Below are 23,717 nucleotides of genomic sequence, written 5' to 3' on the forward strand. Positions count from 1 at the left end.
GCCACAGAGGTAGGGCAGTAGTTCAGGGGCATGGAATCGGCCGGCTGATCAGGGAAGCCTGACAGTACCCCCGACATCTGTCGGGTGCGAAGGCCTCGCCGACACTCTCGATATTGGGGGCTCAACGGACGCGCTGTCCACCCCGTTCCTGAGCCCCGATCGAGATCATGTCGAGCAGCACCGAAGTCGCCAGCCCCGAGCGTAACCCGATCTTCCGTGCTGGCCGCCATCGGGCGATGGACGGTCGCTACTATACCTTCAGCGAAGCCGACGTGGCCGCCATCGCCGCGAGCTACGACCCCGCGGTTCACCAGGCCGCCTACGTTCTGGGTCATCCCAAGACCGACGCCCCGGCATGGGGCTGGGTCGACAAGCTGGAAGTCCAGGACGGCCAGCTGGTCGCCGTCGCCGGCAACATCGATCCGGCCTTCGCCGAGGGCGTGGCGGCCGGCCGCTATCGCTTCCGCTCGGCGGACTTCTACGGCCCGAACGACCCGGCCAATCCGAAGCCGGGTCAATACTATCTGCGCAGCGTCGGCTGGCTGGGCGCCGAGCCGCCGGCCATCAAGGGGCTGGGCGCGGCCTTCAGCGAGACCGCCGAAGCCGAACCGATCTCCTTCGCCGAGATGGACCTGGTCAGCTGGCTGGCATCCACCACGGGCAACGGCTTCCGAGGCATCCGGGACTGGATCCTCGGCAAGTTCGGCCAAGAAGACGCCGATCGCGCGCTCGGCGCCTGGACTGATCAGGCCGCGACCAGCATCGCGAGTGAAGCGCGCGCGGAGGCGGCCGCCGAGGCCGCGCCGGCCTTCTCCGAAGCCGCCGCCGCAACTCCCGAGGCGGCCGCCGCGCTGAAAGCTCGGGCCGCCGAGCTGGACGCCCGCGAGGCTGTCCTGACCGAGCGGGAGAACCGCATCAAGTCCGACCAGGTCGCCTTCTCCGAGGCGGCCCGCACCGCCGCCCGCGATGATGACCGCGCCTTCGTGGATGGCCTGGTGAGCGCCGGCCGCCTGCCGCCGGCCTACGCCAACCAGGTGCGCACGCTCTTGGGCGTCCTCGACGGCGACCAGGCGATCTCGTTCGCCGAGGGTGAAGCCGCTCCGCGCGACCAGCTTCGCCAACTGCTCGGCGGCCTGGGTCAGGCGATCGTCTTCTCCGAAGTCGCGCCCGCCGGCGCCGCGCCTGGCGAGCTGGGCATCGCCGAAATCGCCGCTCAGACCCGCGCGATCGTCGAGGAAGCCGCCGCGCGCGGCGAGCAGATCTCGTTCGCCGAGGCCGGCGCGCGCGTCCGCCAGTCCCTGAACGCTTAAGCCTCACCCCAAAAAAGGTTCTGCCATGCATCCCGGTCTCACCAAGAACTACACCGCTGGCGCCGCTGTCGCGCGTCGGCGGATCGTGAAATTCGACGCCGTTGACGGCCAGGTGCTGCAGGGCGCCGCCGCGACGGACGCCATCTTCGGCGTCAGCGACATGTCGGCCGACTGCGTCGCCGGCGATCGGGTGGATGTGCGCCTCACCGGCGTCGCCGAGATCGACGTGGGCGGCGCCATCACGCGCGGCGCTCCGGTCACCAGCGACGCGAACGGCAAGGCCGTCGCCGCCGCCCCGGCCGCCGGCTCGAACGTCCGCATCATCGGCTTCGCCAACGCCACCTACGCCAACGGCGACATCGGCGACTTCCTCCTCTCGCAAGGCCTGATGCAGGGCTAGCGCCCCGCCTTAGCCCCCGCCCTCACCGACGAAGGCCCAACCGCAATGTCGAATTCCGCACCCTTCACCATCGACCCGCAGCTGACCGGTATCGCGATCGCGTATCGCAACCGCCAGCTCATCGCCGACGAGGTGCTGCCGCGCGTCCAGCCGGTCGGCACCAAGCAGTTCAGCTACACCAGCTTCCCACAGGGCGAGATCCTGACGATCCCGGACACCAAGGTCGGCCGTCGCGGTCGCCCTAACGTGGTCGAGTTCTCGGGCACGAAGCTGACCTCCGAGGCGATGGACTACGGCCTGGAGGACGAGATCCCCCAGGACGACATCGATCAGGCCAACTCGGCCATCAACCAGGCGCTCGCCCGTCCCCAGGAGCGCGCCACCGAATGGCTGGCGAACCTGATCGCGCTGGACCGCGAAGTCCGTACCGCCGGCGTGGTGTTCAATCCGGCGACCTACGCCGCCGCCAACAAGACGCAGCTGGTGGGCGGCACCCAGTGGTCGGTCTCGACGGTTGATCCGGTGGCCGCGATCGCGCCCGCCCTGGAAGGCGTCCTGATGCGTCCGAACGTGGCCGTGTTCGGCGCCATGACCTGGGCCGCTCTCCGCCGCAATCCGTTCATCGTCAAGGCGGTGAACAAGAGCAGCGGCGACGCCGGCATGGTCAGCCGTCAGGACTTCGCCGAAGTCTTCGAGCTGGAAGAAGTGCTGGTCGGCGGGGCGTTCTACAACACCGCCAAGCGCGGCCAGGCCCAGACGCTCTCGCGAGCCTGGGGCAAGCACGCCGCCTTCATCTACCGCGACAAGCTGGCCGACCGCGAACGCGGGGTCACCTTCGGCATGACCGTGCCCTATGGCGAACGGGTGGCCATGCAGAAGCCCGACAGCGACATCGGCCTTCGCGGCGGCGTGCGCGTGCGCGTCGGCGAGACGGTCAAGGAGCTGATCACGGCTCCGGACGCCGCCTACTTCTTCCAGGACGCGGTGGCCTAGGACCATGCGCATCCTGCTCACCACCATCTCCCTGGCGATGCCCGGCGTCGAAGGCCTTCGGATCATTCCGGAAGGCGCCGTCGTCGAAGGCGTCGATCTGCCCGAAGGCGCGACCTATGGCGAAGACCAGATCCCACTGGACGTCGCCACGGCGCGCCTGGCCGCCGGCACCGCCGAACCTGTCGTCGATGGCGTCACCTCGATCTCATCGACGGCGACGGCGGCGATCGCCCAGCTCGCCAGCGCCGCCCAGGCCATGCTGGCCGCGAACCTGGCCTTCCTGGACGCGGCTGAAAGCGGCACGGACAGCGACAAGCTGGCCCTGGCCGAGGCCCTCAAAGGCCTGGTCATCGGCAGCGACGATCTGGCCAGCCGCATGAAGGCCTTCGGCGACCAGGTCGAGGTCATCCGCGCCGAGCTGGCCAAGGCCGCCAAGGCCGCCGCCGCCAAGGCCAAGAAGGACGCCTGATGTCCTACGCCGTCGTTTCCCAGTTCGTGGCGCTTGTCGGGGAGGCCGAAGCGCGCGCGCTCGCCACCCCGACGCCGCCGGCGACGGGGTACGACGCGACAAAGATCCAGGGTGCGCTCGACCGAGCGTCGGCCACCCTGGACAGCTATTTCGCGACCAGGTTCACGGTGCCGTTGGCGCCGGTACCCGACATTGTCGCCACCAACGCCTGCATCCTGGCCCGCGAGGAGCTGGACCGGCAGGGCCGTGATTTCGTGCTCAAGGCCGCTGACCGGGTTCGCGCCTGGGCCAAGGACGTGGCCGCCGGCCGCGCCACGCTGGGCGTCACCGCCGGCAGCGCCCAGGATCCCGAGACCACGTCGGGCGGCGCGGCGGTGCTGATCGACGCCCCGGATCGCGTCTTCGACGACGCCGGTCTGGCGCCGTTCCTGGGAGGCTGCTGATGAGCCTCGCCTACACCCTGACGATCGACCACGCGGATGTGCTGGCGGGCCTGCGGCGTATGCGCCAGGTCGGCGAGGATCTGCGCCCGGTCTTGTCCGACATCGGCTCCGAGCTGGAAGGCTCGACGGTCAAGCGGTTCGTCACCAACGTCGCGCCCGATGGCACGCCTTGGAAGGCGTCGCTTCGCGCCGAGAAGACCGGCACCCCGACCCTCGTCTTGAGCGCCCATCTGCGCGACAGCATCCACCACCTGGTCGAGGCCAACGCGGTCGAAGTCGGGTCGAACCTCATCTACGCCAAGGTCCACCAGACCGGCGCGGTCATCAGCGCCCATGGCGAGGCCCTGGCCTTCACGCTCTACGGCGGCCAGTTCGTCACGGTCCGCAGCGTCACGCTGCCCAAGCGCGAGTACCTGGGCATGTCGGTCAACGACAACCAGGCCGTCGTGGAGATCGTCGGCGATCACTGGGCGCGAGCCGCGGTGGGTGGCGCATGATCGGCTTCTACGCCGCCGCCGCCGCGCGCCTGGCTGATCCGGTCCGTTGTCCGGCCGTCCTACAGGTCGCCCCGGCCATGGACGCCGAGGCGACGGTCGAGACCCTCGCCCTCGCGGCCGACGTCACCGCGATCGTCTCCCCGCTGTCGGACGAGGCCTATCCGGTCAGCCAGGCCGCCCTGATGGTGACCCAGGTCGAGGATTGGACCTTCGGCGTGACCATGGCGATGGTCTTTCCCGGCGGCTTCGCCCAGTTCGAACCCGCCCGCGACCAGATCAAGGCCGCCCTTCGCGGCTGGATCCCGGACGGCGCGGCCGGGCCGGTCCAGTACGCCGGCGGAACCCTTCTCGAATACGCCGCGAAGGACGGCGGCCGGTGGCTTCACCTGCTGCGCTTCCGCGTGCGCGTCCACGAAACCTACGGAGCCCAGTCGTGAGCGAAGTCGATCCCCGGGCCGTGCCCGGCACCTTTGAACGTGAAGCCGATGGCGAGGCCTTCGTCCGCACGGATGAGGCCACCAAGCCGGCGGACGCCAGCCATGGCGCGCCCGAGCTTGAGCTGGCCGAGCTGGAGGCCATCGCCAAGGCCAGCGAGGCGGCCGGCTTTCCGCCGCCGCCTCAGGTCGTCGCCGCCATCGAGGCCGCCAAGGCGCGCTCCAGCGAAGCCGCTGCCGACGCCCGCCGCCAAGCCCGCGCCGCCGCCTCCGCGCCCAAGCCGACGTCCTCGGCTTCCGAGCCCAAGCCGGCCGCCGCGCCGGTCGAACCCAAGGAGTAAGCCGACATGGCTGACCGCCAGCTTCTGCTGATCAAGCAAGAGACCGTCGAAGGCACCGACGCCGCCCCGACCGCGACCGACGTCGTCTGGGCCGAAGGCGTCCAGTTCACGCCCAAAGGCGACCGCAGCAAGACGACCGTCGACAAGCCGGGCGTCGGTCCGGTGGCCGGCAAGCTCACCGGCCAGTACGGCGAGCTGACCTTCAACGTGCCGCTGACCGCGTCGGGCACCAAGGGCACCGCTCCGAAGTGGGGCTTCCTGGCCAAGTTCTGCGGCTTCGCCGAAACCATCGTCGCGACCACGTCGGTCACCTATGCGCCGGCGGCCGATCCCAGCGCGTCGCCGTCCGGCACCATCTCCTGGCGCGAAGGCCGCCGGACGCACAAGCTGACCATGGCGCGTGGCCGCTTGGGCCTGAAGCTCGACGAGAACCAGCGTCCGATGCTGACCTTCAGCTTCAAGGGTCTGAAGACGGCCGTCGCGGACGGCGCCGTCATCGCCCAGGCCGACGCCACCTGGACCGGCTGGGTCGACGCCATGCCGATCACCCAAGGCCGCACCACCTTCACCGTGGCCGGTGCGGCGGCCCCGTTCCGCAGCCTGTCGATCGACCAGGGCGACAACGTCGTCTTCAGCGACCGGCCGAACCAACGGCGCGTGGACTTGGTCGGCGAGCGGATCTTCAGCGGCAAGCTGAAGTGCGGGACGCTGCTGCCCAGCGTTCTCAACTTCGAGACCCTGGCCGAGAACGACACGGTCTCGACCCTCGCGCTCGTGCACGGCGCCACGGCCGGCAACATCATCACGGTCAACGCCCGCTTCCAGAACAGCGAGCCCAGTTATTCGGACGACAAGGGCCTGGACGTCACCGACGTCGATCTCAGCCTCGTCCCCTCGGCTCTCAACACCGACGACGACCTGTCGATCGCCCTGACCTAGCGCGCGCCCGCGCCACCTATTCGAGCGGGCGCGGAGACCTCTCCGCGCCCGACTTGTGACCGCAGTTCAACCCCTGAAGGACCATGTTCCATGTCCGTGAAATTCGACTTCAAGAGCCTCGACGAGGCTTTCGAGTGCGCTTGGCCGGTGAGCATCCCGGTGCCGCAGCCGGGCGGCACGGTGCAGATCCAGGAGATCACCGCCGTCTTCAAGATCCTGCCGGAGGACGAAGCCAAGGCCGCCAGCGAGGCGATCACCGGCGAGAACCCTTGGGCCTGGATCAACGCCTGGTGGGTCGGCCTGGAAGGCGAGGAACTGACCGAAGAGCTTCGTCTGAAGATGCTGCGGCGGGTCTACGTCCGCACCGCGCTGATCAACGCCTATCAGAACTTCGTGCAGGGCATCCCGGCAAAAAACTGAAAGAGGCGGCCCGTCTGATCGCCACGGGCCGCCGCGAACAGTCCGAGCTGGTCACGGCGGAGATCGAGAGCATGCTCGAAGATCTCCGCGCCTTCGGCTACCCGCCCGCCGAGATCCAGAAGGCGTCCGATGACCTGATGGCCCAGCGCCGCGCGCCGGACACCTTCCAGGTTCATCCGCACAACGCCTTCGCGGTCCGGCTCTTCCTGGCCATGCAGACTCAGTGGTCGACGCTCGCGCTCTCGACCATGTCGGCCGCCAGGCTCGTCCGCCTTGGCTTGAAGTACGAGGTTTTGGAGATCGCCGCGCGCCTGGCTGGCCTGGGCGAGATCTCCGCCGACGACTTCATCCGCATCCGTCTCATGGAAAACGACGCCCTAGAAGCCTGGGCGGAGGCCGCCGCTTGACCGATCTCGTCGCCCGTCTTCGCCTTGAGGCCAGCGCCGGCAACACCAGCCAGGTGCTGGGCGCGGCCGCGCGCGACACCGCCCAGGTCGGCGTCGCGGGGACCAAGGCCGCCGCCGGCATGCGCGAGGCCCAGACGGCGACGGCTGGCTTCGAGCGCTCCGCTGGCGGCGCGCGAGCGGCCGGCGCGGCCCTGGGCGCCGCTCTTGGTCTGATCGGCGGGCGCGAGCTGGTCGGCCAGCTCAAGGAAGCCGCCTTCGCGGTCTCGGGTCTGAACACCGGTCTGTCGGCGGTCACGGGCGGCGCCTATGGCGCGGCCGACGCCCAAGACTTCGTGCGCGAGCAATCCGAGCGACTGGGCCTGGTCATCCGCGAGACCACGGCGGGCTACCTGCAGCTGGCGGCCGCGACCAACGGCACCGCCTTGGCCGGTCAGAAGACCAAGGACATCTGGCTGGGCCTGAACGAAGCCGGCACGGTTCTGAACCTCTCCCAGGAGAAGCAGAAGCTGGCCATGGAGGCGATCAGCCAAATCGCCAACAAGGGCGTGGTCAGCCAGGAAGAGCTGCGCCAGCAGCTCGCCGAAAGCCTGCCCGGCGCCTACCAGGTCGCCGCTCGCTCAATGGGGATGACCACCCAGGAGTTCGGCAAGCTGGTCGATAGCGGCAAGCTCCTCTCCGAGGACTTCCTGCCCCAGTTCGCGGCCCAGCTCTCCAAGGAGTTCGGCCCCAAGGTCGATGCGGCGCTGACTAAGCCGATCGGCCAAGCGCGCCTGGCCTTCGCCGACTTCAAGAACACCACCGATGGCTTGACCGCCACCGCTGGCGCAGCCTTCCTGGAAGGCCTCACCAGCGGCCTTCAGTCGCTCAATGCCGAGCTGGGTTCGTCCGACACCAAGGAAGCCGCCCAGGCCCTGGGCAAGTCGCTGGGCGAAGGCCTCGGCAACGCCGCCGAGGCCGCCACCTTCCTGGTCGACCATCTCGACCAAGTCGAGGCCGCCGCCGGCGCCGTGGTGGCGATCGGCCTGGCCAAGTGGCTGGTTTCGACGGCCACTGAAGCGCGCGGCGCGGCGGCCGCCTATCTGGCCAAGGCCGAGGCGGCCAAGGCGTCGGGCGCTATCACCGTCACCACGGCCCAGGGCGAGGTCGTAGCGGTTAGCTCGCTGCGCGGCGCGATCGTCGCGGCCGCGCAAGCCGAAGTCACGGCGGCGGCCGCCGCCCGCGACCTTGCCCTGGCCAACGAACAAGGCGCGGCCGCCGCGCTGGCCCAGGCCCGCGCCCAGGCGGCCAACCTCACCTCGACCCTTTCACTGGCCGAGAAGAAGGCGCTGGTCGCCGTCGCCGAGCGCGACCTGGCCGCCGCCCAGACGGCCACCACGGCCGCCTCGGCCCGCGCGCAGGTCGCCGCCGGCGCGCTGGCCACCGCGACGACCGCCGGCGGCGCGGCCGCCCAGGGCGCCAAGGCGCTCTTCGGCGGCTTGATGGGGATGCTGGGCGGGCCCTGGGGCATCGCGCTCCTGGCCGCCGGCGCCGCTGTCGCCTATGTCGGCAACGAGATCGCCGAAGCCGACGCGCGGGCTCGCGAGGCCTACGTCACCCAGCATCAGTACGCGACCGCCATGGCCCAGGCGGCCGAGGCGCTGGGCGACGCGGCGACCAATACGCGGGTGTTCGGCGCCGACACCGCCAACGCCGTGGACCCTACCGACAAGCTGACCGGCTCCACCCGTCAGCTGACCGACCAAACCCTCAAGCTGGCCGACGCCCGCCGCCAGGCCGCGCTGGGGGCCCTCCAAGAGACCGACCAGAAGCTCCGCGGGGAGCTGAAGGATCTCGACAAGGCTGGACGCGGGGTCGTTAAGGTCCAGACCGGCGTGAGCCCTGACGGCTCGCCGGTCTACAGCAAGATCCTGGCGTCGGCCCGTCGCGACCAGATCAACGACGAGCTGGCCGCGAATATGTCGGCGAGGATCCAGCTCGCCATCGCCAAGCCGGCCCCCGAGGCGAAGCCGCCAGCGACTACGACCGTCACGACGACGGACAAGGACACCCTGCGCGCCCAGAACCGCGCCGGGGATCTGGAAGCCGCGCGCCTCGCCCAGGAGGCCTACACCCAAGCCCTCGTCGCCGGCGGCGTCGCCCTGGACGACTGGAAGGTCAAGGAGGCTGGCCGCCAGGCCGTCGAGCGCCTGGCCCTGGCCGATCGGCCCAAGCTGACGGCCGCCGAGCAAGCCCTGGTCGGCCAGATCCGCGCCCGCGCCGAGGAGACCGAGCGCCTCAAGATCGCGAATGAGCGGATCGAGAAGGCGATCGGCCTGCGCAAGACCGCAGAAGCCGACACGGCCGCTCTCCAGCGCCGCTCCGCCGCCGCCATCCAGGGCGAAGCCGCCCTTGAAGCCCTACAGGTCAAAGAGGCCGGCCTAGAGGCGCTCCAGCAGCTGGGCGTCGATACGCTCGACCAGCTAACCGGGGCGACCCTCGATCACGCCAAGGCCGCCGTCGCCGCCGCCGAGGCCAAGGAGAAGCAGTTGATCGCGACGGCTAAGGCCGAGCGCGTCGCCGACCAGATCCGCGACTTGGACCAGCGGACCGCCTCGGAAATCGGTTACGCCAGGGCGGTCGCCGGCGGCACCGAAGCCCTGGTCGCCTATCAGCGCGAAGAATTCGTTCGTCAGGAACTGGACCGCGCGGGTAAGACCCTGACCGACGATCAGGTCGCGGCGATACGCGCGAAGGCGGAGGCTCTGTTTGCCGCCGGCGCGGCCGCCGATAGCGCCGACCTGACCAAGCGCCAAGCCGAGGAGCTGCGCCTGGCGCGGATGACCAATGCCGAGCGCGCCGTCGAGGAGCGCTACCTGCAGCGCAAGTCGTTGCTGCTGGCAGAGCATTCGACCTGGACAAAGGATGAAGTCGAGGCTCGCGCCCGCGCGCTGGCGTTGGCCGACGAGGCGGCCGCCCAGGACGCCAAGGCCATCGGCGACCTGAAGGACGGGCTAAAGCAGGCCTTCATCGAAAGCGGACACCTCGGTTTCGAGGACGTCGGGGACTTCGTCGAACGTCGCCTTCGCGAGGCTGTCTATAACGCCTTGCTGGCCAAGCCGATCGACATCCTGATCAACGCCGTTGTCGGATCGGTCAGCGGTATGAACGCCCTGCAGAGCGGCAGTGGCCTTGGCCAGCTGGGCGGCACCCAAGGCCTCGGATCCTTGTTCACCTCTGCCGGCGCGCTCAAGGGGCTCTCGTCCGTGGTCGGTCAGACCTCGCTCGATGTGCTGGGCAAGCTGGGCTACTCGGGCCTTGGCGCCGCGAAGCTCGCCGGCGGCCTTGGCGCTGCCGCCGGCGGAGCCGGGACGGGCATGCTGGTCTCGTCCGTCGCCGGCATGCTGGGGATCAAGCAGACCTCGGGGAGCCAGATCGGTTCGACGATCGGCGGCGCGATCGGCAGCTTCATCCCGATCCCCGGCGGCGCGATCATCGGCTCGATCGCCGGCAACCTGATCGGCGGCCTGGTCGGCGGGAAGGCAAGCAACCACGCCGCCGTCGCCACGCTAGACGCCAAGGGCAACGTGGTCTCCATGGACGGCGCCAAGCGCACCGACCAGACGACGGCCGCCGCCCAGCAGGTCGCCCAGTCCGTCGCCCAGATCCAGGCGGCGCTCGAAGCGGGCGGCGCGACCCTGTCGGCCACGGTCAGCAAGATCGACATCGGCACCCGCGACAGCACCCACCTCAACTTCTCGAACGGTACGTCGATCGACACGGCCGTGGGTGATGTCTCGGCGGCGATCGACGCGGCGACCAAGACCATCCTGGCAGGCGCCAAGTGGGGGTCCGAAGCCCAGACCGCCTATGCGCAGAAGTTGCTGGCCGCCGGCGCGACGATCGACCAGGTCATCGCCTCGATGCAGGTCGCCGCGGATTTCAGCGGGTCGATCGACGACGCCATCGCCCAGCTCACCGACCCCGCCGTCTACGCCAAGAAGCAGGCCCTGGCGGCGATCGACGAGAACTACCAGGCCCTCAAGAAGCAGGCCCAGGAGCTGATCGCTGCCGGCATCGCCACGGGCGACGTGCTGGGCAAGCTCGACCAGCTGAAGGACCTCCAAGTCGTCGAGGCTCTCAAGAACCTCGGTCAGGCCGCCGATGAGGCGTCCGCCAAGCTGGCCGGCCAGGCGGGCGCGGGCGACTTCTCGGGGTCGATCAACGACGCGATCCTCCAGATCGTCAACCCGACCGCCGCCAAGCTCAAGTCGGCCCTCGACCAGGTCGAGAAGGACTACAAGTCCAGGATCGTCACGGCGCAGAGCTACATCGCGGCGGGTCTTCTGACGTCTGACGTCCTGGGCCAGATCGAGACGCTTCGCCAGCTGGAGATCGACCAGACGCTGACGGACCTTTCCGATAGCGTTTCGACGACCACTGACGCCTTCAAGGAGGCCGCGCCGAAGCTCAAGTCCTGGCTCGACGGCCTGGTCGGCTCGTCGAGCAACGAGCTGTCGCCGCAGGAGGAGCTGGCCGCCGCCCGCAGCCAGTACGACCGTCAGCTGGCGCTCGCCAGGAGCGGCGACTCCGACGCGCTGTCCTCGATCACCAGCTACGCCGACCGTCTGCTGGCGGCCGACCGCGAGGTGAATGGCGACGCCGCCTCGCGCCGCGCTCTTTACGACCAGGTCACCGGCCAGGTGGCCGCGCTTGAGCAGATGCGCGCTTCGACCGTCGCCGCGTCGAACGACGTCGCCTCGACCCTGAAGGCGATCTTCGGCGGCAGCGGCGGCGACAACGCCTTCGGCGTGAGCCTCAAGCAATCACTCGCTACCCAGCCCATCACGCTCAACAAGTCGATCGACTTCGTGAACGCCCAGGTCACGGCCCAGGCGCCGCTCGTGGACAAGGTGCTGGCCGCGATCGTCGACCTGAAGACCACGCTGGCCTCGTCCCTGCGCGACGTCGTCACCGCCAGCTCGGCCGCCAATGCCGCCATCCAGGAGCGGCTTGAAGGCGCGTTGAACACGGTTTCGAGCAGCGTTGACGCGTTGGCTTCGACGACCGCCCAGCAAGCCGAGGCCTTGGATAGCATCGGCCGCGAGACGAACCTGTCCTCCATCTGGCTGCGCCAGAAGATCGCGAGCGCGGTCTGATGGCACAGACCGTCACTCTCGTCGAAGTCGATGTGACCTCGCCGGCCGGCGTCACCTCGACCTTGCGTTTCAGCGACCGCGCGATCAGGCCGCTTCCGCCGAGCGAACCGATCTATTCGAACGTGCCCTGGGACGATCGCCTGATCGATCCGCCGACTCTGCGGCGGTCGCTGTTCGATGACATGGCCACGCTGACCCCCGCCTTGGGCGTTGGCTCGATGAGCCTCTCCAATGGCGACGGCGGCCTGGACGCCTATCGCGGTCACCTGTGGCGCACGATCCGCATTTGGCGCTGGACGGAAGGTCAGCCCTTCTCGACCGCGTCGCGGCTGCTCTCTGGGCTCGCCACACCGCCGGAATATGACGACAGCACGTCGTCGTCCGCTTCGGTCAGCGTCAGCCTCTACGACTACAGCGTCGAGTTGGACCGAGACATCCAGCCCACGGTCTACTCGGGCGGAAACGGCACCGGCGGGGTTCTGTATGAGGGGGCCGCCGATGGCCTGAAGGGAAGGCCAAAGCCGCTGGGCTTCGGCCGCCTCACCGACGCTCACATCCCGGCGCCTCAGGTAAACGCGGCCGTGCTGGCTTATCAGCTCCACGATGCGGCGATCAGCGGCGGCGTCCAGATCTTCGACCGTGGATCCCCGGCGGGCTATGCGGCCCAGCCGGACCGCGCCGGTTCGGTCTTCGACGCCTATACGCCGCCGGCGGCGGGCAGCGTCACGGACCTCGGCCGGGGTCTTCTCAAGATCAACGGCGACCCGGTCGGCAAGCTCACCTTCGGGTTCCAAGGCGAGAGCGCTGGCGGCTATGTTGAAACGGTCGGACCTATCCTGGCCCGCATCCTTGCCCGCGCTGGCGTGCCCGCCGATCGCATCGGCGCCAGCATCGGCGCCCTAAGCGCGCCGGCGCCGGTCGGTCTCTGGGTGGGCGATACCACGTCGGCGGCCGCCATCGTGGCCAAGCTGGCCCGGTCGGCGGGCGCGGCGGTCCTTCCCGATCGTCAGGGCGTGTGGCAGGCGTTCAAGTTCGCCGCGCCCGCCGCCAGCCCGGCCTTTGAGATCGGCGCCGACCAGGTTGTTCGCCTCTCGGCCGACAACGCGGGGGTGGCCCCCGCTGGCGTGGTCCGGATCGGCTGGGGGCAAGTCTATACGACCTTCACGACGTCCGAGCTTCTGCCGGCCTTGGTCAAGACGACCACCGCCGAGCGTTTGGCCACCGAGTACCGCTACGCCGTCGCCGAGGACGCCACCGTCAAGTCGCGCTTGCCGACCACCTGGCGGACCATCGAGATCGACACCGCCCTTCGCCTTGAGGCTGACGCCCAGGCGCTCGCCAACGACCTCCGCGCCCTGTTTGGCCTAAGGGCCGATGGCGCTCCGCGTCGGCAGTGGAAGGTGGTTCTCGAAATGACCCCCGAGGCGCTGGCCATGTCGCTCGGGGCCACCGTGCGCCTGGTCTATCCGCCGCGCGGCATCGACGGCCTCTACCTTCTCGTCGGCGAGGAGCCGATGCGGCCGAGCCGCGATCTCATGACCTGGACCTTGTGGGGCTGACCATGGCGCTTGGAAAGCTCGCCACTCGTAACCTTCTCCCGCTGCTGACCTTGGGCGGGACCGCCGGGTCAGCCGCGCTGCCCTTGGCCAACATCATGGCCAACGCGACGGCGGTCAGCCCTCGGCACCTGACCAAGCCGATGCGGCAGACCAATATCGCGACGCTGTCCGCGAACGTCATCCTGATCACGTTCGACCGCCCGCGTGGCATCGACCTGATCGGCATCCTGTTCCACACCCTGAGCCTGAAGGCGAAGATCCGGGTGACGATCGCTGGCGCGGGTGGGTCGCTTTCAACCCCGGTCTATCAGTCGGGCTGGATCCGCGTTCATCCCCGCCGCTATCGGTCACTTTCGTTGCCCTGGAACGCGGCCAACTTATGGTGCGGCCAGGCCCTGCTGGCCGACGTCGATGTCTTCCGCCGGCATCGCTTCCTCTCGCTCGACGCGCCGCTGTCGGCGAGCGCGGTGCAAATCGAGATCGACGACCGCGACAACGCCGCCGGCTTCTATGACATCGGCAACCTCTATCTTTCGCGGACGTGGAAGCCGGTTCTCAACTTCGATCGCGGCCGCCGGCTGGGTCAGGTCAGGCGCTCGAAGATCGAAGAGGCGCCATCGGGCCGTCGCTTCGCCGAGGAGCGCATGTCGCGCCGCCGGACCACGGCGACCTGGTCGGGCCTGACCTCAGACGAAGCGCTGCGTCTCTACGACGACTGCGCCCGCGTCAACGACACCGACATGGTGGCCTTCATTCCCGACAGCGACGACGTCGCCGGCTCGGCGCGCGAGGCCTACCCCGCAACGCTCGTCCAGCTCGGCGAGATCCAGTTCACCTATGAGCGCCAGCACTCGGTGACCATGACTTTCGAGGAGATCATCGCGTGACCACGCCCCTGGAGCGCCTGCAAAGCGGCTACTACAACTCCGACCCGGTTTCGGCGACGAACCCCGGCGGCTTTGACGACGACGGCCACGAAATCAACTTCCCGGCGGCTTTGGCCGACATTGCCGCCGTGACGGCGGTTGTCGCGGGTCTCGCCGACGCCGCCGCCGCTCAGGTGGTCCTCGCTAACGCCGCCGCCGCCTCGGCCGCCAATGCGCCGGGGACCAAGTCCACGTCCATCTCCAGCATCAACCTGGGGACCCTGGTTCTGGGGACGGCGGTGAACCTGGCCATCAACGAGGCCGGCAAGGCCTACGCCGTTGGTCAAAGCGTCGTCTGGGCGGTCACCGCCGACCCGGCCAAGCAGTTCTCGGGCGTCATCACGGCTTTCGACGCCACCGCCAAGACCATGACGGTGGTGCCTCAGTACAAGTCGGGAACCGGCACGTTCGCGGCTTGGACGGTCGCTATCACCGCGCCGATCGACACCACCCTGACCGGCCGCGTCACCGCGCTGGAAACCGAAATCGCGCGGCTCAAGAGCCGGCTTCGCCTCACCAAGCAGGAGCTTCTGTAATGCCCGCTGTCTTCTATCCCCTCACGCAGCGCGCCTGCACCACCACCCTGCAGGATATCGGCCCGCAGGGGCAGGCCGTGGCGACCCCCGCCGGCAAGGTTCGGACCGCCAGCGTCCGGGTTGCCTACGTCGGCGCCGGCCCGGCCGACCGATACTTCGACCTCTACGTGGTCGACACCAGCGTCTCGGCCAACGCCAACGACGGCTACCGGGTCCGCAACTACCCGATCGAATACCTGTCCAAGAGCGGCGCTCCGGACATGGAATGGCGGGTGCCTTTGACCGCTGGCCAGAAGCTCCAGCATCGCGGCTCCACGGCCGGTGATCTGGCCATTTCGGTGGCCTGGGTCGAGGACGACGCCTGATGCGCCGCGCCAGCTACGTCGGTCAGATCCCCGGCCTGGGCGGCGACGTGCCGGTCGGCGCGATCGTCATGGCGGCCGCCAACCCCAACGCCCTGAAATACCAGCTGGCGGACGGCGGCCCCGTTGCCAGCCCTTCCCAGGCGCTCGCCCCGCACCTCTCGGACACGACGGTGTTTGGCGGCTTCAACAACGTCAACTGGTCGATCACCACCGACACCAGCGACATCACCGGCAACGGCAACGTGGGCGGCAATCTCGCGGCCTATATGGCGGTCAACGGCCGACACTTCGCGGTCGTCTACAACGCCGGCAGCGGGTACGCCGATCTCTACAGCAAGCCTAACGCGGCCTCGACCACATGGTCGCTCCAGGTCAGCAGCATCGCGCCCTGGGTCAGCGCCGAGTGGGTTCAGGTCGTCTATTTCGGCGGGCTTTACTACGTCGGGAACATCACCAGCAATTATCTGATGAGTTCCTCGACCGGCGCTGGGTCTTGGACCAACGTCACTGCGGCGGGGGCCTACAGCTACGTGTCGCCGTTCGTTTGCGACGGTCGTCTCTACACCGGCGGCTTCAATGGTAAATCGACGCCAGACGGCACGAACTGGACCGCGATGACCTCGTCTCCGGACGGGACGATGGCCATGAATGAGATGATCAAGGTCGGATCGACCTATTATCTGCGCGGCTTCAACCGGGGTGAGATTTACTACACGACGGGCAATCCGGTCACCGGCGCGTGGACCCTCCTTCTTTCGTCCCCATGGACCGATCCGCGGATGGAGCTGCTTGGAACGACGGTGGCGATCTTCCGGCCAGGTGGCGCCTCAGACGTCATCTACTTCTACAACGGCGCCACGCAGCTCGGCACCCGCACGTTCACCCAGGCCTTCGGCGGCGGCCTTGCCACCCCGGTTGCCCTGACGACGACCTCGGGGTTGCTCTTCATCTCATCAGACTGGAAATGGGCTCACCTGACGGCCTGGAACGGTACGGCTGTTCCCGTCTCGGTGCGCACCTACGGCAACAGCATCAAGGCGGTCGCCCAGGACACCGTGAACGCGAGCCTCCACCTGGTCACCCAGAACGGCCCATCGGACCAGGGCTCGACCCGCGTCGGCGCGCTGACGCCCAGGGTCATCTCGCCAAACTCCCGCAACGCTTACATGCGCATCGCCGCTTAAGGATCTCCCATGCACGCGACCCAACTCTATTCCAAGAACGGCGGCGTTCCTCAGAAGCTGCCCGAGAGCGACAGCGATCCCACCGGCTCGATGTGGAGCGACCTTCCCAATAACCCGGAAGGCCGCGCGGCCTGCGGCTGGGTCGAGGCGTCTTGCCCGGCTTCGGTCTCGCGGATGCAGCTTCGCCTGGCCCTGCTGGAGGCCGAGCTGTTGGATGACGTGGAGGCGGCGATCGCGGCTTCCAACGATCGCGCCGCCCAGATCTATTGGGCCGACGCCAGCGACTTCTGGCGCACCCACCCGATGACCCTTCAGTTCATCGAAGTCCTGGGGAAGACCGAGGCCGAGGCCGACGCTCTGTTCATCCGCGCGAAAGCGATCATCTAGCCCAGGCTGGGATGTCGCCTTTTGGCGGGGGTTAGGGCGCTGGAACGCCCGAGCCGTGGTCTGGAGAACCACACATCCGGGGGCGCGCGCCCCCTTCTGTCCCGCCGCCGATGCACCGGCGGGGCTTTCGTAGTCAGGTTTTCAATGGAGTCGAGTCCAACCTTCACCGCCGTCGCGCCCGTAAAGCCGGCGGCTCCCTACCTCGGTGGGAAGCGCAACCTGGCCAAGCGCCTGGTCGATCGCATCGAGGCCATCCCCCATGCGCTCTACGCCGAGCCCTTCGTGGGCATGGGCGGTGTGTTCTTCCGCCGCCGGTTGCGGCCCAAGGCGGAGGTCATCAACGACTGGAGCCGCGACGTCTGGACGTTCTTCCGGGTGCTCCAGGATCACTACGTCGCCTTCATGGATCTGATCCGGTTTCACATCAGCTCGCGGGCTGAGTTCGATCGGCTCAAGAGCCTCGACCCGAAGAGCATGACCGACCTGCAGCGCGCCGCTCGCTTCCTCTATCTCCAGAAGCTGGCCTTCGGCGGCAAGATCACCGGCCGGAACTATGGCGTCTCGCTGGACCGCCCGGCCCGGTTCGACGTCACCAGGCTGGCTGGCGACCTGGCGGAGATCCGCGACCGCCTCGCCGGCGTCGAGATCGAGTGCCAGCCCTGGGCGGAGTTCCTCGCCCGTCGCGACAGCCCCGGAACGCTCTTCTATCTGGACCCGCCTTACTGGGCCTGCGAGACCGACTACGGCGAGGGCATGTTCAGCCGCTCGGATTTCGAGGCGTTGGCGGTCGCTTTGAAGGGGCTTAAAGGCCGCTTCGTAATGTCTTTGAACGACGTTCCGGGCGTCCGCGAAACCTTCAAGGACTTCCAGATCGAGGCGGTCGGCACCCACTACGGCGTCGCCGGCGGCGGCGCGGCTCCAGCCCGCGAAGTGATCATCACCCCGGCCTAGCTTGCCGCCGGCCTGGGCGGAGGAGTAGAGCCTCCGCCCATGGTCCACCACCGACGAGAGACGGGCTTCACCGGCTGGGACCAGGTTCCCGGCTTCATGCGGGAGATCAACACCGCGCGTGGCTACTGGGTCCGAGGTGACACGCTCTTCCTGTCCTGCCAGGCCCATGGGTGCAGCCACAGCTGGCTGGCGGACTTCCAGGCCTATATTGAGCGCGGGTGGGGCGACATCGACCTGCGAGAGATCCGACCGCGCTGGCGTTGCCCTAAATGCGGCAGGCGGGAGATCGGCACGTCGAGGGGGGCCAAGGGCGAGTATGGCCCGCCGAGGCGTGGTCTAGGGTTCGGGGCGAGGGGGTGATCAGGTCTTGCCGATTTTCGAAAGCACTGCGAAACCAAGTGTCTCGCGCTGCGAAACCAAATGTCGCGCTACATCCTCCCCCCAGCGGGGGAGGTGTCGGCGCGGAGCGACGACGGAGGGGGAAGAGGCAAGGTCTGCAGGACTTTCCCCTTCGACGCTTCGCGCCACCTCCCCCGCTGGGGGGATTTTCAAGATGAGGTTATTCGATCACCGCATAGCGCCCGCCCGGCGCGTCCAGCAGCAGGACGCGGTCGAAGAACAGGCGGTTGCCGGTCATGCCGCCCATGCCGGTGGCGCGCATCATCAGCCCCTGCATGGCGCTGGTCCCTTCGATATAGGTCGCGTCGCCCAGCGGCGTGTCGAGGCCGCCGATCACCACCCGGGCCTCGGTCGGGGCGGTGTGGGCCATCAGCTTTTTGCCCCACGAATTGACCGGGAAGCTCTCGGCGTCCTGGCCCGTCGTCATCTGGCTCCAGCGGGTCTTGTCGATCAGCAGGGCGAAGGCGCTGGAGCCGGTGTCGAGCAAGAGCTTGGTCGGCTGGCCTTCCAGTTGGGCGTCCAGAAGCACCCAGCGGCTCTTCAGCGTCATCGGCGACCAGTTGGCCTTGGCGGCGAGGTCGGGCGGGGCGGCGTCGCCAACAGTCAGGCGCATCCCCTTGAAGTCGACCGCCAGCACGCGGCCTTCCAGCAGATCGACGCCGATCGTGCCGATCAGGTCCACCGCCTTGGGATCGTCCCAGGCGATGTCCGGATCGCCGATCCCTTCACGGACATTGGGCTTGGCGATGCTGGCGCGGACGTCGCCGATCGCGAAGCTCAGCGGCCCGCCCTTGAGCGCGGGGATCCTGGCCGAAGCCGCCGCCACGGTCTTGCCGTAGAAGACGGTCGACTTCGCCCCGAGATCGAACTGGGCGTAGAAGGTCTTGTCGACCCTGTCGAAACGGATTGGCAGCAGCACCGCCGCGCGTGGCTCGATCCGGTCGCCGAACTTGGACGAGGCCCAGCGCATCGGCGCGCCGCCGCCGGGCGCGGCGACGCTCAAGCTCTGGGCCTGCGCCGCGCAAGCGCCTAGGGCCACTACCGCGCCGGCCATCATCAGCGCCGCCAGCCGCCGCGTCACCGCCATCGCATCGCCTCGAAATCCGATTCCCCAGCCTAAGCTGCGCAATCACAGAACGGTGTTCAATTTAAATGGCGGTAATGTCCGGCGTGATCGGGCGGAGCGGCTGCGAAGGCGATTGACTGCCACGCCAAGAGGATTGCCTGATCCTCCAAATCGAAGGGGCGGGCGCTAGGCCGTCATCGCTCGGCCCCCCATCTGCGGGGCGTCGGCGACGCCGGCCCATCCAGACGAAGGAGCATCCCATGAAGACGCGTAAACTCGGCGACGGCCTTGAGGTCTCGGCCATCGGTCTCGGCTGCATGGGCATGGGCCAGGTGTACGGCACGGCGCTGGAAGCGGCCGACGCCCACAGGCTGCTGGCCCGGGCCGTCGAGCTGGGCGTGACCTTCTTCGACACCGCCGAGGTCTATGGCCCCTACACCAACGAGGTGCTGGTCGGCGAAGGCCTGAAGCCCTTCCGCGACAAGGTCGTGATCGCCACCAAGTTCGGCTTCGACATCGCGCCGGAGGGGACGGGCGAGGGCTTTTCGCGCATGCGCGGCACCGACAGCCGCCCCGAGCACATCCGCGCCGTGGCCGAGGCCTCGCTGAAGCGCCTGGGCGTCGAAGTGATCGACCTCTTCTACCAGCACCGCGTCGATCCCAACGTGCCGATCGAGGACGTGGCCGGGACGGTCAAGGACCTGATCGCCGAGGGCAAGGTCAAGCACTTTGGCCTCTCCGAAGCCGGCCCGGCCACGATCCGCAAGGCCCACGCCATCCAGCCGGTCGCGGCGCTGCAGAGCGAATATTCGCTGTGGTTCCGCGAACTGGAGGCCGATGTCCTGCCGACCCTGCGTGAGCTGGGTATCGGTCTCGTGCCTTACAGCCCCCTGGGTCGCGGTTTCCTGACCGGTGCGATGAAGACCGAGATCGGCGAGAACGACTTCCGCCGCAACCTGCCGCGCTTCCAGGGCGAGGCCCTGGCCAAGAACCTGTCCCTGGTCGAGGCGCTGACCCAGATCGCCGCCGAGAAGGGCGCGACCCCGGCCCAGCTGGCGCTCGCCTGGATTCTGCATCAGGGCGAGTCCATCGCCCCGATCCCCGGGACGACGAAGATCGCCCGGCTGGAGGAGAACCTCGGCGCGGTCGACCTCGCGCTCTCCGCCGAAGACCTGGCCCGCATCGCCGCCGCCGTTCCGGAAACGGCCGTCGAGGGCGAGCGCTATACGAAGGCGGGTCTGGCGATGGTGGGGCGGTAGTTTTCAAGTTCCTCCCCCGCCATGCGGGGGAGGTGGCCCAGAGGGCCGGAGGGGGCAAGCTCTGCTCTCACGGCGCTCGCCCCCTCAGTCACTCCGTGACAGCTCCCCCGCATCGCGGAGGAGCAACTTCGCGACACCGCGCTTGCCCCTCGTCGCGACCTGAGCCCACACTCCCCGCCATGGCCGACAACCCGCTTCGCACGCTCGACTCCTTCGAACTCCTGAAGCTGGGCAAGGCGTCGGTGACGGTCGGCGGCCTTGTCACTGGCGTGCTGATCGTCGGCGCGGCCCTGGTCGCCGCGCGCCTGACCTCGGCGGGCTTTAGGCGGTTGCGCGAGCGGGCGGCGGGGGACGCGGCGTCGCTGTACGCTGTCGAGAAGGTCGCGACCTACGGCCTGATCGTGATCGGGGTTGTGGCCGGCTTGTCGACCATGGGCCTGGATCTCACCTCGCTGACCGTGTTCGCCGGCGCCCTGGGCGTCGGGGTGGGTCTTGGCCTGCAGGGCGTCATCAAGGACTTCGCCTCGGGCGTTTCCCTGGTGTTCGAGCGGCTGGTGGCGGTAGGCGACTTCGTCGAGCTGCCCAATGGCGGCCGGGGCGTGGTCCACGCGATCGGGGCGCGCGCCACCCGCATCCGCACCAACGATAGCACCGACATTATCGTGCCCAACTCGGTGCTGGTGAACGACCAAGTGATCAACTGGACCCTGCGCGGCACCAACCGCCGCATTCGCGTGCCGTTCGTCACGGCCTTCGGCGCGGACAAGGACAAGGTGCGCGAGGCGGTGCTGAAGGCCGCCAAGTCCGCCCCGTTCACCTCGCCCGACGACGCCACGCGCCGGGCTCAGGTCTGGCTGGTCGGCTATGGCGACCACGCCCTGAAGTTCGAGCTGATCGTCTGGCCGACCGTCGAGGCGGTGCGCCGCCCGGCGGCGATCTTCGCGGCCTATACCTGGCTGATCGACGATGCTTTGCGCGGCGCCGGGATCGAGATCCCCTATCCGCAGCGCGACATCCGGCTGCGCGGCCTGTTCGGCGAGGAGGGCGACGACGCCCTCACCAGCCTGCGCCTGGAGCCCGCCGCCCGCCGCCGCAAGGCCAAGGCCGCGCGCCAGGCCTCCAGCAACGACGCCGCCGCCGATCTCGAGCGCGAGGATCCCGAAGAAGCCCCCAAGCCGCCGCCCGCGAAGGCCTGACCCACGCGTCAGCCTTGACCTCCATGCCGCGCCGCCGCAGTCTTCTCGCAATTGCGAAATGACCGCTCCAGAGGGCGGCGTGACAAGAACGGGGAGTAGACCGGCATGAAGACGCCGCGCGGCTTTTTCAAACCCTTGGCGATCGGCGCGCCGACGCCTTACCGCGAACTGCCCGCCCGCGTGGAGCGGATGATCCACTTCGTGCCGCCGCACCTGGACAAGGTCCGCGCCAAGGTCCCCGAGATCGCCCCGACCGTCGACGTGATCCTGGCCAACCTCGAAGACGCCATTCCGGCCGACGCCAAGGGCGCGGCCCTGGCCGGTCTGGTCGCCCTGTCGCGCGAGGTGGACTTCAAGGCCCTGGGCGTCGGCTTCTGGACGCGGATCAACTGCCTCAATTCGCCCTGGCACCTGGATGAGGTCGCCACGATCGTCGAGAAGGCCGGCGACAAGATCGACGTGATCATGGTCCCCAAGGTCGAGGGGCCGTGGGACATCTTCTACATGGACCAGCTCCTGGCCTCGCTGGAGGCCAAGCACGGCGTCACGCGGCCGATCCTGCTGCACGCGATCCTGGAGACGGCCGAGGGCGTGATGAACGTCGAGGCGATCGCCGCCGCCAGCCCGCGTATGCAGGGCATCAGCCTGGGCCCGGCGGACCTCGCCGCCAGCCGGGCGATGAAGACGACCCGCGTGGGCGGTGGTCATCCGGGCTACCGTGTGATCGAAGATCCGCATACGGACGGATCATCCCGCGCCTCGGTGCAGCAGGACCTGTGGCACTACACCTTCGCCAAGATGGTCGACGCTTGCGCGGCCCATGGGATCAAGCCGTTCTACGGTCCGTTCGGGGCGATCGACGACCCGGTCGCCTGCGAGCAGCAGTTCCGCAACGCCTTCCTGATGGGCTGCGCCGGCGCCTGGAGCTTGCACCCCAGCCAGATCCAGATCGCCAAGCAGGTCTTCAGCCCCGACCCGGCCGAGGTCGCATTCGCCCGGAAGATCCTGGACGCCATGCCCGACGGCACGGGCGTGGCCATGATCGACGGCAAGATGCAGGACGACGCCACCTGGAAACAGGCCAAGGTGATGGTCGACTGCGCCCGGCAGATCGCGGCGAAGGATGCGGAGTACGCGGGGCTGTATGGGTTTTAGGGCGATAAGTTAGATGCTCCCCCGCGATGCGGGGGAGCTGTCGCCCCCGGGTCGCGCGAAGCGCGCGCCCGAGGATAAACTCCGTGACTGAGCAACCATGTTGTTCAGAGCGTGGTGGGGTTCCAGGGGATCTGTCTTGCGAGAACGAGGTTGGCGGCCTCTATAAGCTTTCGCATGACGGCGACGATGGCGACCTTAGGAGGTTTGCCGGCCTCTCGCAGGCGCTGGGCGAAGGCCTTGAAGCCTGGGTCGAAGCGCTTGCGACGATGGCGGCCACGATCGCCCCTACGCCAGGAAGCGACATCAGCAAGCGGTGGCGCGCCAGAAGTTCGGGGCAGGCCGCGATCCGCTCCAGGATCTCGGCGGCGAGCCGGGCCTTCAGGCGCGACAGGCTCTGGATTTGCTCGCCCAGGGTCTGGACCAGGTCGGGTAGATCGACGTGCTCCATGAAGGTCTTCAGCGCGGCGGCCTGATCGCTGATCTGCTCGTAGGCCGTCAGGCGCTGGGCCAGTTCGACCAGTCGCGGATCCTGGGCCGCGCGCACCGCATCCGCCTGCGCCGTCGCCGCCGCGATCAGAGCCGCGTCCAGCTGGTCGGTCTTGGCCTTCCAGCGCTTGAGCCGGGCGAACAGCCGAACCTCCATCGGCTGGTGTACCACCACCTCAAGATCCGCCGCCTCCATTGCGGAGCGAACCTGACGCTCGTAGCCACCTGTCGCCTCAAGCCCAACCCGACCAACACCTCGCTCGACCAGCCAGGTGGACAGCTCCGATCGCCCCGCCGCGTCGTTGCCGAACCGACGCGTCCCGTCCTGGCCATGCATCGCCACATCCAGCCAGCGCTTGCCCACGTCGATCTCAGCGACTTTCGTGTTACGCTCCACCCGTTCCATCGACCCATCCTTGTGGTTTCGGACCCATTCGTCTCTGCAACCATCCGGGTCATG

The 23,717-nt window shown here is 68.5% G+C and carries 25 protein-coding genes; 23 read left to right on the forward strand and 2 right to left on the reverse strand.

The features are described from left to right. Nucleotides 1-167: 167 nt before the first annotated feature. The 20 genes from CSW59_RS06205 to CSW59_RS06295 all read left to right on the forward strand — a co-directional run bounded on the left by CSW59_RS06205 (nucleotide 168) and on the right by CSW59_RS06295 (nucleotide 18,056). A complete protein-coding gene (locus CSW59_RS06205; RefSeq protein WP_099443220.1) occupies nucleotides 168-1,310 on the forward strand; it encodes a hypothetical protein in 1,143 nt (380 codons plus the stop codon). Between the two features lie 25 nt (nucleotides 1,311-1,335). Further along, nucleotides 1,336-1,710 carry a capsid cement protein gene (locus tag CSW59_RS06210; protein ID WP_099443221.1) on the forward strand — a complete coding sequence of 125 codons (375 nt, stop codon included), beginning with the start codon at nucleotides 1,336-1,338 and terminating at the stop codon, nucleotides 1,708-1,710. A 45-nt stretch (nucleotides 1,711-1,755) separates the two neighbouring features. Beyond that, the gene (locus CSW59_RS06215; RefSeq protein WP_099443222.1) at nucleotides 1,756-2,703 is read left to right on the forward strand and encodes a phage capsid protein; all 948 of its coding nucleotides are present in this window, start codon (nucleotides 1,756-1,758) and stop codon (nucleotides 2,701-2,703) included. A 4-nt stretch (nucleotides 2,704-2,707) separates the two neighbouring features. Further along, nucleotides 2,708-3,172 (forward strand): hypothetical protein, encoded by a 465-nt coding sequence (locus CSW59_RS06220; protein ID WP_099443223.1) that lies wholly within the window; start codon nucleotides 2,708-2,710, stop codon nucleotides 3,170-3,172. Beyond that, nucleotides 3,172-3,615, forward strand: coding sequence for a DUF1320 domain-containing protein (locus CSW59_RS06225; RefSeq protein ID WP_099443224.1), 444 nt, complete (start codon nucleotides 3,172-3,174; stop codon nucleotides 3,613-3,615). The genes CSW59_RS06220 and CSW59_RS06225 overlap by 1 nt, the downstream gene beginning before the upstream one ends. Continuing rightward, nucleotides 3,615-4,112, forward strand: a complete 498-nt coding sequence (locus tag CSW59_RS06230) for a phage virion morphogenesis protein (RefSeq protein ID WP_099443225.1) — start codon at nucleotides 3,615-3,617, stop codon at nucleotides 4,110-4,112. Before CSW59_RS06225 ends, CSW59_RS06230 begins: the two co-directional genes overlap by 1 nt. Beyond that, nucleotides 4,109-4,549 carry a hypothetical protein gene (locus CSW59_RS06235; protein ID WP_099443226.1) on the forward strand — a complete coding sequence of 147 codons (441 nt, stop codon included), beginning with the start codon at nucleotides 4,109-4,111 and terminating at the stop codon, nucleotides 4,547-4,549. The genes CSW59_RS06230 and CSW59_RS06235 overlap by 4 nt, the downstream gene beginning before the upstream one ends. Further along, the gene (locus tag CSW59_RS20560) at nucleotides 4,546-4,887 is read left to right on the forward strand and encodes a hypothetical protein (protein WP_143754963.1); all 342 of its coding nucleotides are present in this window, start codon (nucleotides 4,546-4,548) and stop codon (nucleotides 4,885-4,887) included. The genes CSW59_RS06235 and CSW59_RS20560 overlap by 4 nt, the downstream gene beginning before the upstream one ends. Nucleotides 4,888-4,893: 6 nt before the next feature. Further along, nucleotides 4,894-5,826, forward strand: a complete 933-nt coding sequence (locus tag CSW59_RS06245; RefSeq protein ID WP_099443227.1) for a hypothetical protein — start codon at nucleotides 4,894-4,896, stop codon at nucleotides 5,824-5,826. Between the two features lie 90 nt (nucleotides 5,827-5,916). After that, nucleotides 5,917-6,246, forward strand: a complete 330-nt coding sequence (locus CSW59_RS20750) for a hypothetical protein (RefSeq protein WP_161495026.1) — start codon at nucleotides 5,917-5,919, stop codon at nucleotides 6,244-6,246. 71 nt (nucleotides 6,247-6,317) lie between these two features. Then, nucleotides 6,318-6,653 carry a DUF1799 domain-containing protein gene (locus tag CSW59_RS20755; protein WP_161495027.1) on the forward strand — a complete coding sequence of 112 codons (336 nt, stop codon included), beginning with the start codon at nucleotides 6,318-6,320 and terminating at the stop codon, nucleotides 6,651-6,653. Next, the gene (locus CSW59_RS06255) at nucleotides 6,650-11,788 is read left to right on the forward strand and encodes a tape measure protein (RefSeq protein ID WP_099443229.1); all 5,139 of its coding nucleotides are present in this window, start codon (nucleotides 6,650-6,652) and stop codon (nucleotides 11,786-11,788) included. Before CSW59_RS20755 ends, CSW59_RS06255 begins: the two co-directional genes overlap by 4 nt. Beyond that, nucleotides 11,788-13,347, forward strand: a complete 1,560-nt coding sequence (locus tag CSW59_RS06260; RefSeq protein WP_099443230.1) for a hypothetical protein — start codon at nucleotides 11,788-11,790, stop codon at nucleotides 13,345-13,347. Before CSW59_RS06255 ends, CSW59_RS06260 begins: the two co-directional genes overlap by 1 nt. Nucleotides 13,348-13,349: 2 nt before the next feature. Next, nucleotides 13,350-14,234: a hypothetical protein gene (locus CSW59_RS06265; protein WP_099443231.1), complete on the forward strand. Its 885-nt coding sequence runs from the start codon at nucleotides 13,350-13,352 to the stop codon at nucleotides 14,232-14,234. After that, nucleotides 14,231-14,809, forward strand: a complete 579-nt coding sequence (locus tag CSW59_RS06270; protein WP_099443232.1) for a hypothetical protein — start codon at nucleotides 14,231-14,233, stop codon at nucleotides 14,807-14,809. The genes CSW59_RS06265 and CSW59_RS06270 overlap by 4 nt, the downstream gene beginning before the upstream one ends. Further along, nucleotides 14,809-15,174 carry a hypothetical protein gene (locus CSW59_RS06275; protein WP_099443233.1) on the forward strand — a complete coding sequence of 122 codons (366 nt, stop codon included), beginning with the start codon at nucleotides 14,809-14,811 and terminating at the stop codon, nucleotides 15,172-15,174. The genes CSW59_RS06270 and CSW59_RS06275 overlap by 1 nt, the downstream gene beginning before the upstream one ends. After that, nucleotides 15,174-16,358, forward strand: coding sequence for a hypothetical protein (locus CSW59_RS06280; protein WP_099443234.1), 1,185 nt, complete (start codon nucleotides 15,174-15,176; stop codon nucleotides 16,356-16,358). Before CSW59_RS06275 ends, CSW59_RS06280 begins: the two co-directional genes overlap by 1 nt. A 9-nt stretch (nucleotides 16,359-16,367) precedes the next feature. Further along, nucleotides 16,368-16,745, forward strand: coding sequence for a hypothetical protein (locus tag CSW59_RS06285; RefSeq protein ID WP_099443235.1), 378 nt, complete (start codon nucleotides 16,368-16,370; stop codon nucleotides 16,743-16,745). Between the two features lie 144 nt (nucleotides 16,746-16,889). After that, nucleotides 16,890-17,696, forward strand: coding sequence for a DNA adenine methylase (locus CSW59_RS06290; protein WP_099443236.1), 807 nt, complete (start codon nucleotides 16,890-16,892; stop codon nucleotides 17,694-17,696). Between the two features lie 39 nt (nucleotides 17,697-17,735). Further along, entirely contained in the window at nucleotides 17,736-18,056 is a 321-nt protein-coding gene (locus CSW59_RS06295; RefSeq protein ID WP_099443237.1) for a hypothetical protein, read from the forward strand. Nucleotides 18,057-18,255: 199 nt separating this feature from the next. Here CSW59_RS06295 and CSW59_RS06305 read toward each other — a convergent pair whose 3' ends face one another. Then, nucleotides 18,256-19,182, reverse strand: coding sequence for a hypothetical protein (locus CSW59_RS06305; protein WP_099443238.1), 927 nt, complete (start codon nucleotides 19,180-19,182; stop codon nucleotides 18,256-18,258). A 239-nt stretch (nucleotides 19,183-19,421) separates the two neighbouring features. Here CSW59_RS06305 and CSW59_RS06310 point away from each other — a divergent pair, with 239 nt between their 5' ends. From CSW59_RS06310 to CSW59_RS06325, 3 genes are all read left to right on the forward strand, one after another. Further along, a complete protein-coding gene (locus CSW59_RS06310) occupies nucleotides 19,422-20,420 on the forward strand; it encodes an aldo/keto reductase (RefSeq protein WP_099443239.1) in 999 nt (332 codons plus the stop codon). A gap of 179 nt (nucleotides 20,421-20,599) precedes the next feature. Further along, entirely contained in the window at nucleotides 20,600-21,616 is a 1,017-nt protein-coding gene (locus tag CSW59_RS06320; protein WP_099443240.1) for a mechanosensitive ion channel family protein, read from the forward strand. Between the two features lie 105 nt (nucleotides 21,617-21,721). Beyond that, the gene (locus CSW59_RS06325) at nucleotides 21,722-22,771 is read left to right on the forward strand and encodes a CoA ester lyase (RefSeq protein WP_099443241.1); all 1,050 of its coding nucleotides are present in this window, start codon (nucleotides 21,722-21,724) and stop codon (nucleotides 22,769-22,771) included. 160 nt (nucleotides 22,772-22,931) lie between these two features. Here CSW59_RS06325 and CSW59_RS06335 read toward each other — a convergent pair whose 3' ends face one another. Then, complete coding sequence (locus CSW59_RS06335) at nucleotides 22,932-23,663, reverse strand: transposase (protein ID WP_099443242.1); 732 nt, start codon at nucleotides 23,661-23,663, stop codon at nucleotides 22,932-22,934. Nucleotides 23,664-23,717: the final 54 nt, after the last annotated feature.

The sequence above is a fragment of the Caulobacter sp. BP25 genome, assembly GCF_002737755.1.
In the GTDB taxonomy this organism is placed as follows: Bacteria; Pseudomonadota; Alphaproteobacteria; order Caulobacterales; family Caulobacteraceae; genus Caulobacter.

Excerpts from the sequence above, each read along its gene's own strand:
- CSW59_RS06225 (WP_099443224.1), top strand. The coding sequence starts at position 3,172 with ATGTCCTACGCCGTCGTTTCCCAGTTCGTGGCGCTTGTCGGGGAGGCC.
- CSW59_RS20750 (WP_161495026.1), top strand. The coding sequence starts at position 5,917 with ATGTCCGTGAAATTCGACTTCAAGAGCCTCGACGAGGCTTTCGAGTGC.
- CSW59_RS06275 (WP_099443233.1), top strand. The coding sequence starts at position 14,809 with ATGCCCGCTGTCTTCTATCCCCTCACGCAGCGCGCCTGCACCACCACC.
- CSW59_RS06260 (WP_099443230.1), top strand. The coding sequence starts at position 11,788 with ATGGCACAGACCGTCACTCTCGTCGAAGTCGATGTGACCTCGCCGGCC.
- CSW59_RS06230 (WP_099443225.1), top strand. The coding sequence starts at position 3,615 with ATGAGCCTCGCCTACACCCTGACGATCGACCACGCGGATGTGCTGGCG.
- CSW59_RS06320 (WP_099443240.1), top strand. The coding sequence starts at position 20,600 with ATGGCCGACAACCCGCTTCGCACGCTCGACTCCTTCGAACTCCTGAAG.
- CSW59_RS06215 (WP_099443222.1), top strand. The coding sequence starts at position 1,756 with ATGTCGAATTCCGCACCCTTCACCATCGACCCGCAGCTGACCGGTATC.
- CSW59_RS06245 (WP_099443227.1), top strand. The coding sequence starts at position 4,894 with ATGGCTGACCGCCAGCTTCTGCTGATCAAGCAAGAGACCGTCGAAGGC.
- CSW59_RS06235 (WP_099443226.1), top strand. The coding sequence starts at position 4,109 with ATGATCGGCTTCTACGCCGCCGCCGCCGCGCGCCTGGCTGATCCGGTC.
- CSW59_RS06280 (WP_099443234.1), top strand. The coding sequence starts at position 15,174 with ATGCGCCGCGCCAGCTACGTCGGTCAGATCCCCGGCCTGGGCGGCGAC.
- CSW59_RS06205 (WP_099443220.1), top strand. The coding sequence starts at position 168 with ATGTCGAGCAGCACCGAAGTCGCCAGCCCCGAGCGTAACCCGATCTTC.
- CSW59_RS06210 (WP_099443221.1), top strand. The coding sequence starts at position 1,336 with ATGCATCCCGGTCTCACCAAGAACTACACCGCTGGCGCCGCTGTCGCG.
- CSW59_RS06310 (WP_099443239.1), top strand. The coding sequence starts at position 19,422 with ATGAAGACGCGTAAACTCGGCGACGGCCTTGAGGTCTCGGCCATCGGT.
- CSW59_RS06290 (WP_099443236.1), top strand. The coding sequence starts at position 16,890 with ATGGAGTCGAGTCCAACCTTCACCGCCGTCGCGCCCGTAAAGCCGGCG.
- CSW59_RS06220 (WP_099443223.1), top strand. The coding sequence starts at position 2,708 with ATGCGCATCCTGCTCACCACCATCTCCCTGGCGATGCCCGGCGTCGAA.
- CSW59_RS06335 (WP_099443242.1), bottom strand. The coding sequence starts at position 23,663 with ATGGAACGGGTGGAGCGTAACACGAAAGTCGCTGAGATCGACGTGGGC.
- CSW59_RS20755 (WP_161495027.1), top strand. The coding sequence starts at position 6,318 with ATGCTCGAAGATCTCCGCGCCTTCGGCTACCCGCCCGCCGAGATCCAG.
- CSW59_RS06305 (WP_099443238.1), bottom strand. The coding sequence starts at position 19,182 with ATGGCGGTGACGCGGCGGCTGGCGGCGCTGATGATGGCCGGCGCGGTA.
- CSW59_RS06295 (WP_099443237.1), top strand. The coding sequence starts at position 17,736 with ATGGTCCACCACCGACGAGAGACGGGCTTCACCGGCTGGGACCAGGTT.
- CSW59_RS06265 (WP_099443231.1), top strand. The coding sequence starts at position 13,350 with ATGGCGCTTGGAAAGCTCGCCACTCGTAACCTTCTCCCGCTGCTGACC.
- CSW59_RS06285 (WP_099443235.1), top strand. The coding sequence starts at position 16,368 with ATGCACGCGACCCAACTCTATTCCAAGAACGGCGGCGTTCCTCAGAAG.
- CSW59_RS06325 (WP_099443241.1), top strand. The coding sequence starts at position 21,722 with ATGAAGACGCCGCGCGGCTTTTTCAAACCCTTGGCGATCGGCGCGCCG.